At 64.7% G+C, this 14962-nt stretch carries 15 protein-coding genes and 1 tRNA gene; 11 read left to right on the top strand and 5 right to left on the bottom strand.

Annotation, left to right across the window (positions count from 1 at the left end; translation table 11 throughout):
• The first annotated feature begins 39 nt into the window (after window positions 1-39).
• The 4 genes from ABIB99_RS34685 (at window position 40) to ABIB99_RS34670 (ending at window position 4621) form a co-directional block, all read left to right on the top strand.
• Complete coding sequence (locus ABIB99_RS34685) at window positions 40-1110, top strand: zinc-binding metallopeptidase family protein (RefSeq protein WP_135214916.1); 1071 nt, start codon at window positions 40-42, stop codon at window positions 1108-1110.
• A gap of 175 nt (window positions 1111-1285) precedes the next feature.
• Window positions 1286-3301 carry an acetyl-CoA carboxylase biotin carboxylase subunit gene (locus tag ABIB99_RS34680; RefSeq protein ID WP_354179978.1) on the top strand — a complete coding sequence of 672 codons (2016 nt, stop codon included), beginning with the start codon at window positions 1286-1288 and terminating at the stop codon, window positions 3299-3301.
• Between the two features lie 157 nt (window positions 3302-3458).
• Window positions 3459-4325 (top strand): isocitrate lyase/PEP mutase family protein, encoded by an 867-nt coding sequence (locus tag ABIB99_RS34675; RefSeq protein ID WP_354179976.1) that lies wholly within the window; start codon window positions 3459-3461, stop codon window positions 4323-4325.
• A complete protein-coding gene (locus ABIB99_RS34670; RefSeq protein ID WP_014494616.1) occupies window positions 4322-4621 on the top strand; it encodes an acylphosphatase in 300 nt (99 codons plus the stop codon). Before ABIB99_RS34675 ends, ABIB99_RS34670 begins: the two co-directional genes overlap by 4 nt.
• 67 nt (window positions 4622-4688) lie before the next feature.
• Here ABIB99_RS34670 and ABIB99_RS34665 read toward each other — a convergent pair whose 3' ends face one another.
• Window positions 4689-6209: a PAS domain-containing hybrid sensor histidine kinase/response regulator family protein gene (locus ABIB99_RS34665; RefSeq protein WP_354179973.1), complete on the bottom strand. Its 1521-nt coding sequence runs from the start codon at window positions 6207-6209 to the stop codon at window positions 4689-4691.
• Window positions 6210-6360: 151 nt separating this feature from the next.
• Here ABIB99_RS34665 and ABIB99_RS34660 point away from each other — a divergent pair, with 151 nt between their 5' ends.
• From ABIB99_RS34660 to ABIB99_RS34645, 4 genes are read left to right on the top strand one after another with little or no spacing between them, the layout of a single operon-like run.
• Window positions 6361-6918: a GbsR/MarR family transcriptional regulator gene (locus ABIB99_RS34660; protein WP_028153219.1), complete on the top strand. Its 558-nt coding sequence runs from the start codon at window positions 6361-6363 to the stop codon at window positions 6916-6918.
• A 16-nt stretch (window positions 6919-6934) separates the two neighbouring features.
• Window positions 6935-7600: a DUF4166 domain-containing protein gene (locus ABIB99_RS34655; RefSeq protein WP_354179971.1), complete on the top strand. Its 666-nt coding sequence runs from the start codon at window positions 6935-6937 to the stop codon at window positions 7598-7600.
• Window positions 7597-9033: a TIGR01777 family oxidoreductase gene (locus ABIB99_RS34650; protein ID WP_354179969.1), complete on the top strand. Its 1437-nt coding sequence runs from the start codon at window positions 7597-7599 to the stop codon at window positions 9031-9033. The genes ABIB99_RS34655 and ABIB99_RS34650 overlap by 4 nt, the downstream gene beginning before the upstream one ends.
• A gap of 9 nt (window positions 9034-9042) precedes the next feature.
• Window positions 9043-9471 carry a hypothetical protein gene (locus tag ABIB99_RS34645; RefSeq protein WP_144030874.1) on the top strand — a complete coding sequence of 143 codons (429 nt, stop codon included), beginning with the start codon at window positions 9043-9045 and terminating at the stop codon, window positions 9469-9471.
• A gap of 8 nt (window positions 9472-9479) precedes the next feature.
• On the opposite strand, the gene ABIB99_RS34640 is transcribed toward ABIB99_RS34645, so the two are convergent.
• The gene (locus tag ABIB99_RS34640; protein WP_354179966.1) at window positions 9480-10331 is read right to left on the bottom strand and encodes a LysR family transcriptional regulator; all 852 of its coding nucleotides are present in this window, start codon (window positions 10329-10331) and stop codon (window positions 9480-9482) included.
• 113 nt (window positions 10332-10444) lie between these two features.
• On the opposite strand from ABIB99_RS34640, the gene ABIB99_RS34635 reads away from it, so the two are divergent.
• Window positions 10445-10867, top strand: a complete 423-nt coding sequence (locus ABIB99_RS34635) for a tautomerase family protein (RefSeq protein WP_063982683.1) — start codon at window positions 10445-10447, stop codon at window positions 10865-10867.
• A gap of 45 nt (window positions 10868-10912) precedes the next feature.
• Here the strand turns inward: ABIB99_RS34635 and ABIB99_RS34630 are convergent, their stop codons facing one another.
• Window positions 10913-11626, bottom strand: coding sequence for a DNA helicase (locus tag ABIB99_RS34630; protein WP_354179964.1), 714 nt, complete (start codon window positions 11624-11626; stop codon window positions 10913-10915).
• Between the two features lie 200 nt (window positions 11627-11826).
• Complete coding sequence (lipB, locus tag ABIB99_RS34625; RefSeq protein WP_354179962.1) at window positions 11827-12564, bottom strand: lipoyl(octanoyl) transferase LipB; 738 nt, start codon at window positions 12562-12564, stop codon at window positions 11827-11829.
• Between the two features lie 82 nt (window positions 12565-12646).
• Between lipB and ABIB99_RS34620 the strand changes: the two genes are divergently transcribed.
• Both ABIB99_RS34620 and ABIB99_RS34615 read left to right on the top strand, forming a co-directional pair.
• Window positions 12647-12889, top strand: a complete 243-nt coding sequence (locus ABIB99_RS34620; protein WP_015685538.1) for a FliM/FliN family flagellar motor switch protein — start codon at window positions 12647-12649, stop codon at window positions 12887-12889.
• Between the two features lie 217 nt (window positions 12890-13106).
• A tRNA-Leu gene (locus ABIB99_RS34615) sits at window positions 13107-13191 on the top strand.
• A 26-nt stretch (window positions 13192-13217) separates the two neighbouring features.
• On the opposite strand, the gene ABIB99_RS34610 is transcribed toward ABIB99_RS34615, so the two are convergent.
• A complete protein-coding gene (locus ABIB99_RS34610; RefSeq protein ID WP_354179959.1) occupies window positions 13218-14681 on the bottom strand; it encodes a site-specific integrase in 1464 nt (487 codons plus the stop codon).
• Window positions 14682-14962 lie beyond the last annotated feature (281 nt).

The following is a 14962-nucleotide window of genomic DNA, read 5'->3' as shown; positions in this document are numbered from 1 at the left end:
CTCTTAATCATAAGACTCCCTTCCCGAAGAGGCTAAATCTTGAAGCTCTTTGTCTGCCAGGACTGCGGCAACGTTCTCTATTTCGAGAACCGCGCCTGCGAACGCTGCGGCCACCGCGTCGCGTTCCTGCCGGAGAAGGAGACGATGTCGGCGATCGAGCCCGACGGCGAGGCCTGGATGACGCTCGCCGACAAGGGCAAGGGGCGGATGCTCTGCCGCAACGCCGAGTACGATGCGTGCAACTGGCTGACGGATGCGGGCGATACCACCGGCTATTGCCGCGCCTGCCGCCACAACGGCATCGTGCCCGATCTGTCCGATCCGGTTCAGCTTGCCGGCTGGCGCGAGTTGGAGGTGGCGAAACACCGGCTGTTCTATTCCCTGATCCGCTGGAAGCTGCCGCTCCAGACGAGGCAGGAAAATCCCGAACATGGGCTGATCTTCAATTTCCTCGCCGACGATCCGAACAGCGGGCAGAGGATCATGACCGGCCACGATAACGGCCTGATCACGATCGCGCTGACCGAGACCGACGAGATCGAGCGCGAGCGGCGCAGGCTCGAGATGGGCGAGCCCTACCGCACGCTGCTCGGGCATTTCCGCCACGAGGTCGGCCATTACTTCTGGGACGTGTTGGTGCGCGAGGGCGGCAGGCTGGAGCAATGCCGCGCCGTGTTCGGCGACGATTCCGCCGATTACGGCCAGGCCTTGCAGCTCCATTATGCCGAAGGCGCGCCGCCGGACTGGCAGCAGACCTACGTCTCGGCCTACGCCACCACGCATCCCTGGGAGGATTTCGCCGAGACCTGGGCGCACTACCTCCACATCGTCGATACCCTGGAGATGGCCTCGGAGTTCGGCATGGAGGTGCGCCCCCGGGTCGATCGCGACGGGGAGTTGACGGCGCGCATCCGTTTCAACCCCTATGAGACGAGGGACGTCGAGGCGCTCGTCAATGCATGGCTGCCCTTCACCTTCGCCATCAACAGCGTCAACCGCGCCATGGGGCTGCGCGATCTCTATCCGTTCATCCTGTCGCCGGCGGTGGTCGGCAAGCTGGGCTTCATTCACGGCTTGGTCAGGGACGTGGCCAAGGCCGCGAAGCCGTAGGTCCGCTCATGGGCTTACCGGGCCCATTTCGGTCTTGCGCTGGTACGCCAGAGGGCGCGGATTTAGACCGTTGCCTCCGGCCGATTTTGATGTACCACGGGGGTCACACGGCCCGTCCCCGCAGGCCCCAACGGCCAGGGAAGGGTCCCGCCCAAGGTCGAGACTCAAGAAAAGCATGTTCAAACGCATTCTGATCGCCAATCGCGGCGAAATCGCCTGCCGGGTCATCAAGACCGCTCGCCGCATGGGAATTCAGACGGTTGCGGTCTATTCCGAGGCTGACCGCGATGCCCTCCATGTCGAGATGGCCGACGAGGCCGTGCTGATCGGCCCGCCCGCAGCCGCCGAGAGCTATCTGGTGATCGAGAAGATCGTGGAGGCCTGCCGCAAGACGGGCGCCGAGGCCGTGCATCCCGGCTACGGCTTCCTGTCCGAGCGCGAGGCGTTTCCGCGCGCGCTGGAGGCCGCCGGCATCGTCTTCATCGGCCCGAACCCGGGCGCGATCGCCGCGATGGGCGACAAGATCGAATCCAAGAAGGCCGCCGCGAAGGCCAAGGTCTCGACCGTGCCGGGCTATCTCGGCGTCATCGAGGACGACAAGCACGCGGTGAAGATCGCCGACGAGATCGGCTATCCCGTGATGATCAAGGCCTCCGCCGGCGGTGGCGGCAAGGGCATGCGCATCGCGCATTCGAAGAGCGAGGTTGCCGAGGGCTTCAACCTTGCCAAGGCCGAGGCGAAAGCCTCGTTCGGCGACGACCGCGTCTTCGTCGAAAAGTTCATCGTCGATCCCCGCCACATCGAGATCCAGGTGCTGGGCGACAAGCACGGCAACGTCATCTATCTCGGCGAGCGCGAATGCTCGATCCAGCGCCGCAACCAGAAGGTCATCGAGGAGGCGCCGTCGCCGCTGCTCGATGAGGCCACCCGCCGCAAGATGGGCGAGCAGGCCGTCGCGCTGGCCAAGGCGGTGAATTACGACTCCGCCGGCACCGTCGAATTCGTCGCAGGGCAGGACAAGAGCTTTTTCTTCCTGGAGATGAACACGCGCCTTCAGGTCGAGCATCCCGTCACCGAGCTCGTCACCGGCATCGACCTCGTCGAGCAGATGCTCCGCGTCGCCGCCGGCGAGAAGCTCGCGATCAGCCAGAAGGACGTTACGCTCACCGGCTGGGCGGTGGAATCCCGCCTCTACGCCGAGGACCCGTTCCGTAACTTCCTGCCCTCGATCGGGCGCCTCGTGAAGTATCGGCCGCCGGCCGAAGCCAGCCAGGATGGCATCACCGTGCGCAACGACACCGGCGTGCAGGAGGGCGGCGAGATTTCGATCTATTACGATCCGATGATCGCCAAGCTCGTCACGCATGCGCCGTCGCGCGCGGCCGCGATCGAGGCGCAGGCCACCGCGCTGGATTCGTTCTATGTCGAGGGTATCAGGCACAACATCCCGTTCCTGTCGGCGCTGATGCACCATCCGCGCTGGCGCGAGGGACGGCTCTCGACCGGTTTCATCGCCGAGGAATTCCCCAAGGGCTTTGCTGTGCGCGTGCCCGAAGGCGAGGTCGCGCGTCGGATCGCGGCGGTCGGCGCCGCCATCGACCACGTGCTCGGCGAGCGCAAGCGACAGATATCGGGCCAGATGGGCGGCCGCATCGTGCAGCGCGAGCGTCGCCGCGCGGTCTGGCTCGACCGCCAGGAGATTCTGCTCGAGGTCGGACGCGAGGGCGAGGCGATCGCGATCCGGTTCGTCGATGCCGAAGGCAAGGCCGGCAACGCGCATCTGCTGCAGTCGCCGTGGAAGCCGGGCGATCCGGTCTGGCAGGGCACCATCGACGGCCATTTCGTCGCGGTGCAGGCGCGCCCGATCGCCAACGGCATCCGCCTTGCGCACCAGGGCGTCGAGGTGCCGGTCTATGTCTGGACCGAGGCGGAAGCAGCCTCGGCACGGCTGATGCCGGTGACCACGGCCTCCGACACCGGCAAGAAGCTGCTCTGCCCGATGCCCGGCCTTGTGGTCTCGATCGCGGTGACCGAAGGGCAGGAGATCAAGGCCGGCGAGACGCTCGCGGTGATCGAAGCCATGAAGATGCAGAATGTGCTCCGCGCCGAGCAGGACGGTACGGTGAAGAAGATCCACGCCAGCGCGGGCGCGACGCTCGCGGTGGACGCGCTGATTCTGGAATTTGCGTAAAGCAAGTGAGTGGGGCCCTCACTGGCCCCACCAACACCGTCATTGCGAGCGCAGCGAAGCAATCCAGACTGCCTCTGCGGAAAGATTCTGGATTGCTTCGCTGCGCTCGCAATGACGGAGTATGTTGCGGCTGCGTCGCAACAGTTGAGAGGGCACCATGGCCTTTCGTTCCCGCCGCGAAAAACTGCGTTCGATCCTGACGGGCTCGGCCTGCGTTCATCCCGGCTCGGTCTATGACGCGATCTCCATCCGCATCACCGAGGATCTCGGCTTTCCGCTCGGCATGTTCGGCGGCTCGGTGGCCTCGCTCGCGGTGCTCGGCGACCCCGATGTCACGCTGATCACGCTCACCGAGCTTGCCGAGCAGATGCGGCGGATGTCGCGCGCGGCGACGCTGCCGGTGCTGGTCGATGCCGATCACGGCTATGGCAATGCGCTCAACGTGCGCCGCACGGTGCAGGAGCTGGAGACCGCGGGCGCCGCCGGCCTCACCATCGAGGACACGCTGTTGCCGGCCGCCTTTGGCGAGGCGAAGACGCAGCTGATCTCGCTGGAAGAAGGCGTCGGCAAGATGAAGGCGGCGCTGGATGGCCGCAGCGATCCCTCGCTCGTCATCATGGGCCGCACGGGAGCTGCCTCGGTCACCTCGATCGAGGATGCGATCCGCCGCGCCAGGGCCTATGAGGCGACCGGCGTCGACGCGCTGTTCTTCACCGGCATCAAGTCGCGCGCCGAGCTCGAAGCCATCGTAGCCGCGACGCATCTCCCCATCGTGCTCGGCGGCGCGCCGGACGAGTTGAACGCGATTGACTATCTCGCCAGCCAGCGCGTCCGCATCGCGCTTCAGGGCCACGCGCCGATTGCGGCTGCCACGCAGGCTGTCTACGAGACGCAGAAAGCGTTGCGCGAGGGCACGCCGCCGAAGAACCTCAAGGGCCTCCCGTCGCCGGACCTGACCAGCCGCGTCATGCGCGAGGCCGACGTCAAGGCGCGCAGCGCCGATCTTCTCGGGCTGAAGAAATGAGCCGGGCGATCCTCCAGGTCATGATCCGCGGCCGCGTGCAGGGCGTCGGCTACAGGGCCTGGGTCGAGTACCAGGCGACAACAAGTGGCCTCGAAGGCTGGGTTCGCAACCGCCGCGACGGCAGCGTGGAAGCACTGTTCGCAGGCACACCGAAGCATGTCGCCGACATGGTCGCGCTGTGCCGCCACGGCCCGCCGTCATCGCGTGTGGATAGCGTGACGAGCGAGACGGCCGGTGCCGATGAGTTGAACCTGCGGAGGGCAGGGGAAGCGTTTTCGGTGTTGCCGACGGTGTGAGAGCGGATTCTCTTTCCGCGCGGGCGGTGCGCTCCCTCGCCCCGTTCTTACGGAGAGAGGTGAAAAATCACCGCGGCAGCTTCGAGATCGCCTCGCTCAGTTCGTGAATCTCGTAGGGCTTGCGTAGGATCGGGAAGTCGCCGCGGACATCGGCGGCGGCTTCGCTGTAGCCGGTGGCGAGCAGGATCGGCAGGCCAGGGTGGATCTGGCGCAGATGATGGGCGAGGCCGAGCCCGTCCATCTTGCCGGGCATCACGATGTCGGTGAACACGAAGTCGACGCCGTTCTTCTCGAGCTCGCGCAAGGCGGACTCGGCGTCGGCAACCCGGTGCACGCGATAGCCGAGCTGCTCCAGCAATCCGATGCTGACGAGCGCGACGTCGGGATTGTCCTCGACCAGCAGCACGGTGCCGCTACCGGGAACCGGCACTGCTTCAGGGATATCGATTGGTGCGGTCGCGGTTTCGCGCGGCAGCAGGATGGTGAAGGTCGTGCCCTTGCCGAGCTCGCTTGCGACCCTGACCGTGCCGCCCGCCTGATGAGCGAAGCCGTGCACCTGCGACAGGCCGAGGCCGGTGCCTTTTCCGACGGGTTTGGTCGTGAAGAACGGTTCGAAGATCTTGTTGACGACGTCGGAGGGGATGCCAAGCCCGGTATCAGCGACGGTGATGGCGACGTACTCGCCGCTGTGGAGCGGATCGTTCAGGACGACGTTGCGTGCGCCGACCGTCACGGTACCGCCGTCGGGCATGGCGTCGCGAGCGTTGATGACGAGATTGAGCAGCGCCGTCTCGAGCTCGGAGACATCGGCCTTGACCGACCAGACCTCGCGGTCGATGTCGAAGGCGAGACGAACGGCGCTCCCGACGCCGGCGTGAAGCACTTCGCGGATCGCCTCGATGCGGTCGCCGAAGCGGATCGCCTGGGGATTGACGCTCTGCCGCCGCGCGAAGGTCAGGAGCTGGGCGGTCAGTGCGGCGCCGCGCTTGGTTGCGGTCTCGATCGCGGACATCGCGCGCTGAATCTTGGCGTCGTCCTCATCGCGCTTCTTGAGGATGTGAAGGCTGCCGCTGATGATCATCAGGAGGTTGTTGAAGTCGTGCGCGACGCCGCCGGTGAGCTGTCCGAGCGCATCGAACTTCTGCGACTCGGCAAGCTGCCTCTGCATTGCTTCGAGCTTGAGCTGCGAATTGCGCCGCTCGGTGATGTCGCGGGTGATCTTGGCGAAGCCGACCAGGCTGCCGTGCTCGTAGATCGGATCGATGATGACGCTCGCCCAGAAGAACGTGCCATCCTTGCGGACGCGCCAGCCTTCCTCCTCGTAGCGGCCGTGGTCCCGCGCGATGCCGAGGGCGCGCGCGGGCTTACCGTTGGCGCGGTCGGTCTCGGTGTAGAAGCGCGAGAAATGCTGGCCGACGATCTCTTCGGGCGAATAGCCCTTGATCCGCTCGCCGCCGATGTTCCAGCTCGTGATGATCCCAGTGGGATCGAGCATGTAGAGCGCGTAGTCCGCGACTCCTTCCACCAACAGCCGAAAACTGCGCTCGCTTTCGAACAAGTCTCTCTGTTGACTGGACTTTGTCGTCATTCTCAACCCGCCTGGAACCGGGGCAAACGCCCCGAAGGGCGTTTGGTTCCCGTTCTCTGGGCCGTTTTTAGGCAAATACGACGGACGGTATGCAGGACGCAAGCCGCCGAGCGCCCTTGACAATCAGTCGCGCTCGTCAGATATTTCTGTCATGACAGAAATAACCGGAAAGAAGAAACTGCCTGCCGCCGTCGAGCGCTTCATCCTGCATTGGGGCGACATGGGGGACGGGTGGGGCGTCAACCGCTCGGTCAGCCAGATCCACGGGCTGCTCTATCTCGCCGAGGCGCCGATGACGGCCGAGGACATCGCCGACACGCTCGGCATGGCACGCTCCAACGTCTCCAACTCGCTGAAGGAGCTGCTCGCCTGGAACCTGATCCGGCGGGTGCCGATCCTCGGTGACCGCCGCGACCATTACGAGGCCGAGACGGACATCTGGGAGGTCGCCGCGAGAATCGCGGCGCGGCGCAAGGAGCGGGAGCTCGATCCGGCGATCACGGCGCTCCGGGCCTGCGTGTCCGATGCCGCCGACGATCCGACCATCAATCCGGTCGCAGCCAAACGGCTGAAGGAGATGCTCGCCTTCACCGAGCTCGCCGACCACTGGTTCATGCAGATGCTGAAGGTGCCGCGGCCGCGGCTGGTCGCCCTGATGCGGCTTGGCGAGAAGATCGCCAACCTGCTGCCGCTGGGCAAGGCCAAATAGCGTTGAGGAGGGTGCGATGACGTCGGCTCGATTATCAGGCTCCAGCGCATCTCCCTCCGCTCACGTCAAACTACTCGACGACCGCCGCTTCCGATCGTTGCTGTCGGACGAGGATTGGGGCCGGCTGCCGCTCGCGACCTGGCGGCGCTTTTCAAAACGTGTCGCTGATGGCGACAGCGTCGTCTATGTCGGCGTGGTCGACGAGGTCTCCTTCAGCGAGATCGGCTGGTGGTTCGCGCAAGCCGCCCGCCTGATCGGCGGACCGCTGCCAACCGGCCGCGACACCGGCGTCCCCATGATCGTCACCGTCACCGAGGACGGCGCGACCGGCGGCCAGACCTGGACCCGCATTTGCGCGCGCAAGCGCGGCTTTCCGCAGGTGATCCATTCCGCCAAGCGTTTCGCCGGTCCGACCGGGCTCGAGGAATATGTCGGCTTCGGCGTCTCGATGGCGCTCCGCATCGCGGTCGAGGGACAGGCGCTGACCTTCCGTAGTGCCGGTTACGGACTCCAGCTCGGACGCTTGTGGATCCCGCTGCCGCAATGGCTCACGCCCGGCGATCTCACGGTGACGCACAGCGATCTCGGCGAGGGCGCCTTTCGTTTCACCCTCGATGTCACTCACCCGCGTTACGGCGCGCTGATCCACCAGTCCGCCGTGTTCAGGGAGGCCGTATCATGACGCCGCTGTTGTGGACCCTCATCGCCATCCAGATCGTGATGGGCGTGTTCGACACCTTCTATCACCACGAATTCACCGAGCGCCTGGCGTGGCGCCCGTCGCAGCGTTTCGAGCTGAAGCTGCACGGCATCCGCAACATGCTCTATGCGCTGCTGTTCCTGCTGCTCGGCTGGTTGGAGGTTTACGGCGTGCTGGCGATCCTGATCGTGGCAGTCCTGGTCGCCGAGATCGTGATCACGCTGATGGATTTCGTCGAGGAGGATCTGAGCCGCAAACTGCCGCCGAGCGAGCGGATTAACCACACGCTGCTCGCGATCAATTACGGCGCCATCCTGGTGCTGCTGCTGCCGGTGCTGATCGAATGGGCGATGCAGCCGTTCGGCGTGACGATCGTGTATCAGGGCCTGCTCAGCATCGCCGCCACTGCCTGCGCAGTCGGTGCAGCGCTCTGCGGCGTCAGGGATTTTGCGGCGATGCGCCGGCTCGGGCGCATGAAAAGCGTGCCTGCGCACGGGCTCGTCGAGAAGGTCCCCGGCCGCAAGACCGTGCTGATAACAGGCGCCACCGGCTTCATCGGCAGCCGCCTTGCCGCGAGCCTCAGCGGGGCGGGGCACGACGTCATCGCATTGATCCGCAATCCCGCGAAGGCCGAGATGCTGCCGCCGCCGGTCACGCTGATCGCCAGCCTCGATCAGCTCGCATCGGACACGCCAATCGACGCCATCGTCAATCTCGCTGGCGAGCCGATCGGCAACGGCCTCTGGACCGAGGCAAAGCGCGCGAAAATTCTCGGCTCCCGCATCGACATGACCGGCGAGGTCGTAAAACTGATCGCGCGGCTCGAGCGCAAGCCGGAGGTCCTCGTCAGCGGCTCTGCGATCGGCTGGTACGGCCTGTGGGCCGATCAGGTGCTGACGGAGTCGGCGAAGTCACATGCCTGCTTCAGCCACGAGCTGTGCGCGGCGTGGGAAAAGGCGGCGCGGCCGGCCGAGGAGCTCGGCGTCCGCGTGGTCTGTTTGCGCATCGGCCTCGTGCTGGGCACCGAAGGCGGCTTCATCACGCGCATGCTGACGCCGTTCGAGTTCGGCCTCGGCGGTCCGCTCGGCACCGGGCGGCAGTGGATGTCCTGGATCGAGCGCGACGATCTGATCCGGCTGATTGCCTATGTGATGGCGACGCCTGATCTCACTGGGCCCGTCAACGCCACCGCGCCGATCCCGGTCACCAACGCAAAGTTCACCGAAGAGCTCGGCCGCCGTCTGCACCGGCCCGCGGTGTTTCGTATCCCCGGCGGCCTGTTGCGCCGGATCGGCGGCGGCTTTGCCGACGAGCTTCTGCTCGGCGGCCAGCGCGTGCTGCCGAACAAGGCGCTGAGCCGCGGCTTTGTCTTTCGGCACGAAACGCTGCGCAGCGCGTTCGAGGCGATCCTGTGAGGTGATGTCATGGCTTGCGAGACCTGCGCCCGGACGACGCGAGGCTGGTTGGGCGGATGCCTGACGGCGACGGCCGTTATCGAGCTGTTCTCCCTGTTCCTCCTGGCGTTGGCTGGCGTCAATCGCGTCACCCCGCTATCCCCGTGGAATTTTGTCTACGCGATCTTGATCGGCGTGCCACTGATCTTGTTCTTCGTTTGCGTGCTCAGTGGCATTCCGTCGATTGCGGCTATCTGGCTGAGCGAACGGTTTTGTATCCGATCGCTCGCATTCTTTGTTCCTGCGGGCGGCTTGATCGGAGCCGCGAGCCAGATGGCGCTCTACCGGTCTTTCGCTTCATTCGCCGAACTGGGTTGGCTGTTCGTGGTCGCCGGCTGCTTCGCCGGGTTGGGTTATTGGTATGTCGCAGGCAGATTTGCCGGCACGGAAAAGGGGTGACTTGCGAGCTAAGCCGCGACGCTCCGAAACGTCGCCGCCACCGCACGCAGCGCCGCGAGCTTGGCGGGATCGCTGACCTGCGAATGCAGCATTACCTTCGAGCTGCCGAGCTTCGGCAGCTTGTGCGCAGGCCCGATGTCGATCAGGCCTGCCGGCGCGATCCGCCGCGCCAGCGGCGCGATTGCGAGCCCGGCAAGCGCGGCCGCGACCACCGCCGTAACGCCGCCGCCGACAAAGCGTTCGCGCCAGGCGAGGCCGGCCTTGTCCAGCGCGCGGATGGCGACGGCGCGGACGCCGCAGGGCGGGGCGAGGGTTGCGAGCGGCATCGGCTCACCCTTCGGCAGGGTGAAGCGTCGCGCGGCGAACCAGCCGAACTCGTCTTCGGCCAGCTTCTCGCCGCCGCGGCGGCTGCCTTCCTGGCGGACGATCACGGCATCGAGCTGACCTGCGTCGTAAGCGTCCTGCATCTCGCGCGAGAAGCCGATGGTGACGGCGAGGGTGAGGTTCGATGACATCGCGTGCAGGCGTTCGAGCAGCGGCACCAGTTCAGGGCCTGCGGCGTGATCGGAGATGCCGAGCGAGAGTGACTGCGCAGTCGATATTTCGCCCGACAACGCGCGGTCGTGCGCCTCCATCAGCGCGCGGGCGCGATCGAGGAACGCTGCGCCGTCGGCGGTGAGCCGGACCGCCCGCGGCGAGCGCTCGACGAGGCGTTTTCCCAGCAGCGCCTCCAGCCGCTGAAGCTTGAGGCTGACGGCGGCCTGCGTCGTGCCGAGCGCTTCGGCGGCACGCGTAAAACTCTGGAGGTCGGCGACCAGCAGGAAGGCCTTGATGGTGGCGATGTCGAGTGTGGCTGTCATTATGAATGGTTATCACTGGTATCAATAGAGATAAGATACCAAAATGACGGGGCAAGGTCTAGCTTCTCACCAACGCCGCGCAAACTCCGCGCAGCATCTTGAGGAGAGCCACCATGCCGCTGATCACCGTGTCCTACACCACCTCCCGCCAGTCGCCGTCGCTGAAGGCCGATATCGCCAACGCCGTGTCCGAGCTGACCGCAAAGATCCTGCACAAGGATCCCAGGGTGACCGCCATCATCGTGAAATCGGTCGACGCAGGCGACTGGTTCGCCGGCGGCAAGTCGCTCGCCGAGCAGAAACTGGCCAGCTACTGGATCGACATCCATGTCAGCGAAGGCACCAACACCAAGGACGAGAAGGCGGCCTATCTCGCCACAATGTTCAAGCGCATGGCCGAGATTTTGGGCCCGCTGCATCCCGAGACGTATCTGCATGTCGACGAGGTCAAGGGCGACGCCTACGGCTTTGGCGGCCTGACCCAGGAGCGGCGCTACATTGCCGGCAAGCTCGAAGTTGCGTTGCAGGCAGCTTGAGGTCGCAAGCCGCGGGTGAAGAAACTCACCCGCGGCCTGAAGCCATCAGCTCGCCGCGCGGAACTGGACTTCGGCGTTGTTGATGAAGCACGTCTTGTCGAACAGCTTGAGGTCCAGCGGGTTCGGCAGCCTGATATCGTCGAGGTCTGGGCACGGCTTGACCGACGGATCATAGGATCGATCGATCTGCGAGATGAAGACGACGATCAGCCCCGCGTCGCGCGCGAAGGATTTCAGTGCGCGCACCTGAACAGCGAGATCTGGATTTTCCCGCCTCTGGTCGAGCAATTGCAGATAGTCGATCACCACGACCGTGCCACGAGGCGCCGCGGCCATCTGCTTGACGACGTAGTCGGCGCTGATGGCGTCGGAGCAGTCGATCTCGAACATGTCAGCGAATTGCGCGGGGTCCACGCCAATCGCGCGCAAGCGGTCGAAGACGTCTTTCTCGGTGTATTCGAGCGAGAAGAACGCAGCGCGATGGCCCGACTTCATGGCCTCCACGGCGAGTTCGAGGCTCAACAGGGTCTTGCCCTGACCGGGGCGCGCGCCCACCAGCACCAGATCACCCGGCCGGAATTGCGGGAACAGGCGATTGGCGGGCGTCAGTGCGGCGGCCTTTGCCGCGAGCATGCTCCAGGCGGAAAACCCTTCCGTCGCAGCGATGCGGTCAAGCGCGTCGTGGAGCGGAATGCCTTCCTCGCGCGACAGGCGCTTGGCTCGTCGCTTCAGATGATAGATCGGCGCAGAGAGTCTCATCGTCAAAACCTCCCATTGCGAGCAGAAAGCGCAATCCCTCCTTATGCCTGGCGCTCGAATAGTCGGTCCGATGATCATTCGCCCGGCATGATGTCTGCTTTCCCGGCGGAGGGGGGAGGCGTGGGCGGCACCGGAAGCAAGCGTAACCGATTCCGCGACTGGCCGAGAACAGGCGCGGTGGGGCTCAAACAGAAAAAGTGCTAGACCGCCGCTTCCGCCACCAGTGCGCGGGTTGGTCCGAACAGCTCCTCGAACGCCTGGCGCAGCGCGACGTCGACATCGGCCATGGTCACGAGCTGGCTGAGGTCGACCAGCGAGGTGACGCCGTAACGCGGGTCGGCGACGCCGCAGGGTACGATGCCGGCGAAATGCGACAGCTCCGGCTCGACATTGATGGCGATGCCGTGGAACGAGACCCAGCGCTTCAGCCGCACGCCGATCGCCGCGATCTTGTCCTCGTGCTCGGGCCCCTTGTCCGGGCGCTTCACCCAGACGCCGACCCGGTCCTCGCGCCGTTCGCCGCGGATGTTGAAGGCGGCGAGCGTCCGCAGGATCAATTCCTCCAGGCTCGCGACATAGGCCCGGACGTCCGGCCTGCGCCGCTTGAGGTCGAGCATGACATAGGCCACCCGCTGGCCGGGCCCGTGATAGGTCAGCTGCCCGCCGCGCCCGGTGGCAAAGGTCGGGAAGCGGGGATCGAGCAGGTCGGTTTCCTTGCCCGAGGTGCCGGAGGTGTAGAGCGGGGGGTGCTCGAGCAGCCAGACCAGCTCGGGCGCCTCGCCGGCGGCGATCTGAGCGACTCGCGCCTCCATGGCGGCCACGGCCTCCGGATAGGGCACCGGCGCGTCCGAGATCCGCCACTCCACGGGCTCGCCGGTGGAGGCGGAAAACGACGTCAAATCGAGGTCTTGGCGGGGGTTTTGAGGCGAATTAACCATTGGCTAACCATAACGTGGTGATCATCTGGGGAGCAAATGCCAAGTCCTTTGGCTTAAGTCCCAAGTTGCGGCGGTCCTGACAGTGCCCACTCTCGATAAAGTCACCGTGGATCTCATGGTCGTCCTCGGGACGACCACCATGCCGATCCATCAAGTATTACGTCTTTCCCGCGGCGCCATCATCGAACTGGACGCAACCGAGGCCGACGAGGTCAAGGTTCTCGCCAACAATCTGCCGGTCGCCTCCGGCGTCGTGCTGGTCGACCGCAACCGGATCGCGGTCGAGGTCAAGCAGATGCTGCCGCGCACGACGGGCACGCGGTAGCGGCCCGGGCACGCAATAGCGGCCTGGGCACGCGGGAGCGCCCGGGGTAGCCGGCAGGGCCGGGGCCCTCGATAGGGCCGATCCGGGCAGGGGTCCGGATTTTTCCTGCCAAGCTTGTGGAATTCTGGGCCTTTGCAGGCTTGTACCCCTCTGATGGATTTGTTAGATCGGCGCCGTTGATCCGGCAGGCCTCAAGCCCTAAGCCGGCATCCCCAAAGCGCTCGTGGCGGAATTGGTAGACGCGCTGCCTTGAGGTGGCAGTGAGTAAAATCGTGGGGGTTCGAGTCCCTCCGAGCGCACCATAAACCCACATTTCATATTGAAATGATTAGGCTTTTTTCTGGGTTTTACCCGGGAAAGTTACCACTCCGTTCCGGCTTTGCGTTCGCTTGCTGTTCTTAGCCGCTGGTGCCCCTAGCCAGTCATCGAGCGACTGGTTCTGATCGAACGTCACGATCTTCTCCATCCCGCTGATTCCGAGCCGTTCTCGATTAGCTTGCGCGATGTAGTGGGCGGGCATTTTGGGGTCGGTCCAGCCGAACATGGCCATCATCTGGCTCTCCGTGCAGTCGGCATAAGCCGCCACTTCGGCCCGGGCCTTGCGGACGCCATGACAGCTTTTCTTCGGCTCGTTCACACCGGCCAGGACCGCGTATTTCTTCAGTTTGGCAGCCCATGCCTTCTTGTTCATCGGAAGAACCCGACCGCGGACGAGCTTGCCGGTGAATACCTCGGCCCCGGTGATGTTTGTCGCACGGGCAGCCCTCAGGCTCTCGGCGAACTCCGGATGGACGGGCACCGTGACGGTGGTATTGCCCCGGCTCTTCTCGGTGGCGATCTGCACGGCCATTTTCCGAACGATCTGCCGCAAGTGAGGTGGCCCGAAACGATGGGCATCTCCAAGCCGAAGGAACGTGTAGTGCAGGATGTCGAACATCAGCCGCGCTTCGGTGCCCAGCGGCCACTTCGCCCGATAGCGGGCCATGTCGTCCTCGGTCCAGGGTAGAAAGCCGCCACTCTCGCGGCTCGCTCTTGCCTTGCCGGACTTCAGGCCGATGGTCGGATCGTCGTCCTCGTCGAGATGTCCTTCGTCGATCATCCAGCGCATCATGCCGCGAACCGCAGATAGCAGATTGCCCGCCTGCGACGGGGTACGCGCCTTCATCTCCGCCCTGATGACTTTGCGCGTCAGCACCGCAAACGGCTTCTCGCCATTCTCAGGCAGCAGCGACTCGATCAGTCCGGTACGCTGGAGCCGGGTCGATTCCGCAAGGCCCTCGTGACCGACACTGAGGTCGCCGAGCCAATGATCACTTTGCTTGTAACCGTTCCAGTACCAGCGCAGCGTACCAGGGCGTGCCGGGGTGTTCGGTAGAGCAGGGCGCTGCTCGTTGCGCTGCTTCTGTGCGTTGATGTAGTCGCTCTTGTCGCCGTACAGCGCGATCTGTGCGGCAACCGCAGCATCAACCTCTGCACCGAACTCCGTTGTGCCGTATTCACCCTTGATCCGGATCTTCGGAAGCTTGTTGCGCAGCTGCACATAGTACCTGACTTGACCACGCTGGCTTACGTCGACGTGTAGGTATCGGCGCTCCGGTTGATCCGGCTTCGCGATGTCCTTGACGCGACGCATGCGCAGAACTCCCCCCAGCGCTGTAACGCCGGCTTCATAGGCGGCGTCGAACGCTGTCGTTCCGTATTCCTCGGCGATCCCGATCCTTCGGCCTTTGCTGCTAACCTTCACGTACCAGCGCAGCGAACCGGACTCGGAATAGTTGAAGTAGAGATACATCCGGCGATCCCCGGGCGCGCGGGGGTCGCGTCTTTCCGTCCCAAGCATTGGCGTCTCCGTGGACCAATGCTTGGAGTCTAGCGATGCAGTGACTCCGCATCAATTGCATAAGGTGCGTTTCACCCGCTTTCGGTGCTTTTCAGATGACGCCGTAGTACCTCGGAGGGCGTCCATATCTCGTTGTTGTTGCCTGTGGGGTCAGTCGGTGCGGGAACGGTCGTCAGAACGATCCGAATAGTGCCGTCTCCATCGACCATGACGGCGCTCGCACCGGCCGTTTT

This window comes from Bradyrhizobium sp. LA6.1, from assembly GCF_040547805.1.
GTDB classification, from domain to species: domain Bacteria; phylum Pseudomonadota; class Alphaproteobacteria; order Rhizobiales; family Xanthobacteraceae; genus Bradyrhizobium; species Bradyrhizobium barranii.
Note: the sequence above shows the minus strand (reverse complement) of the source record. Positions and strands in the feature narration are given on the sequence as shown.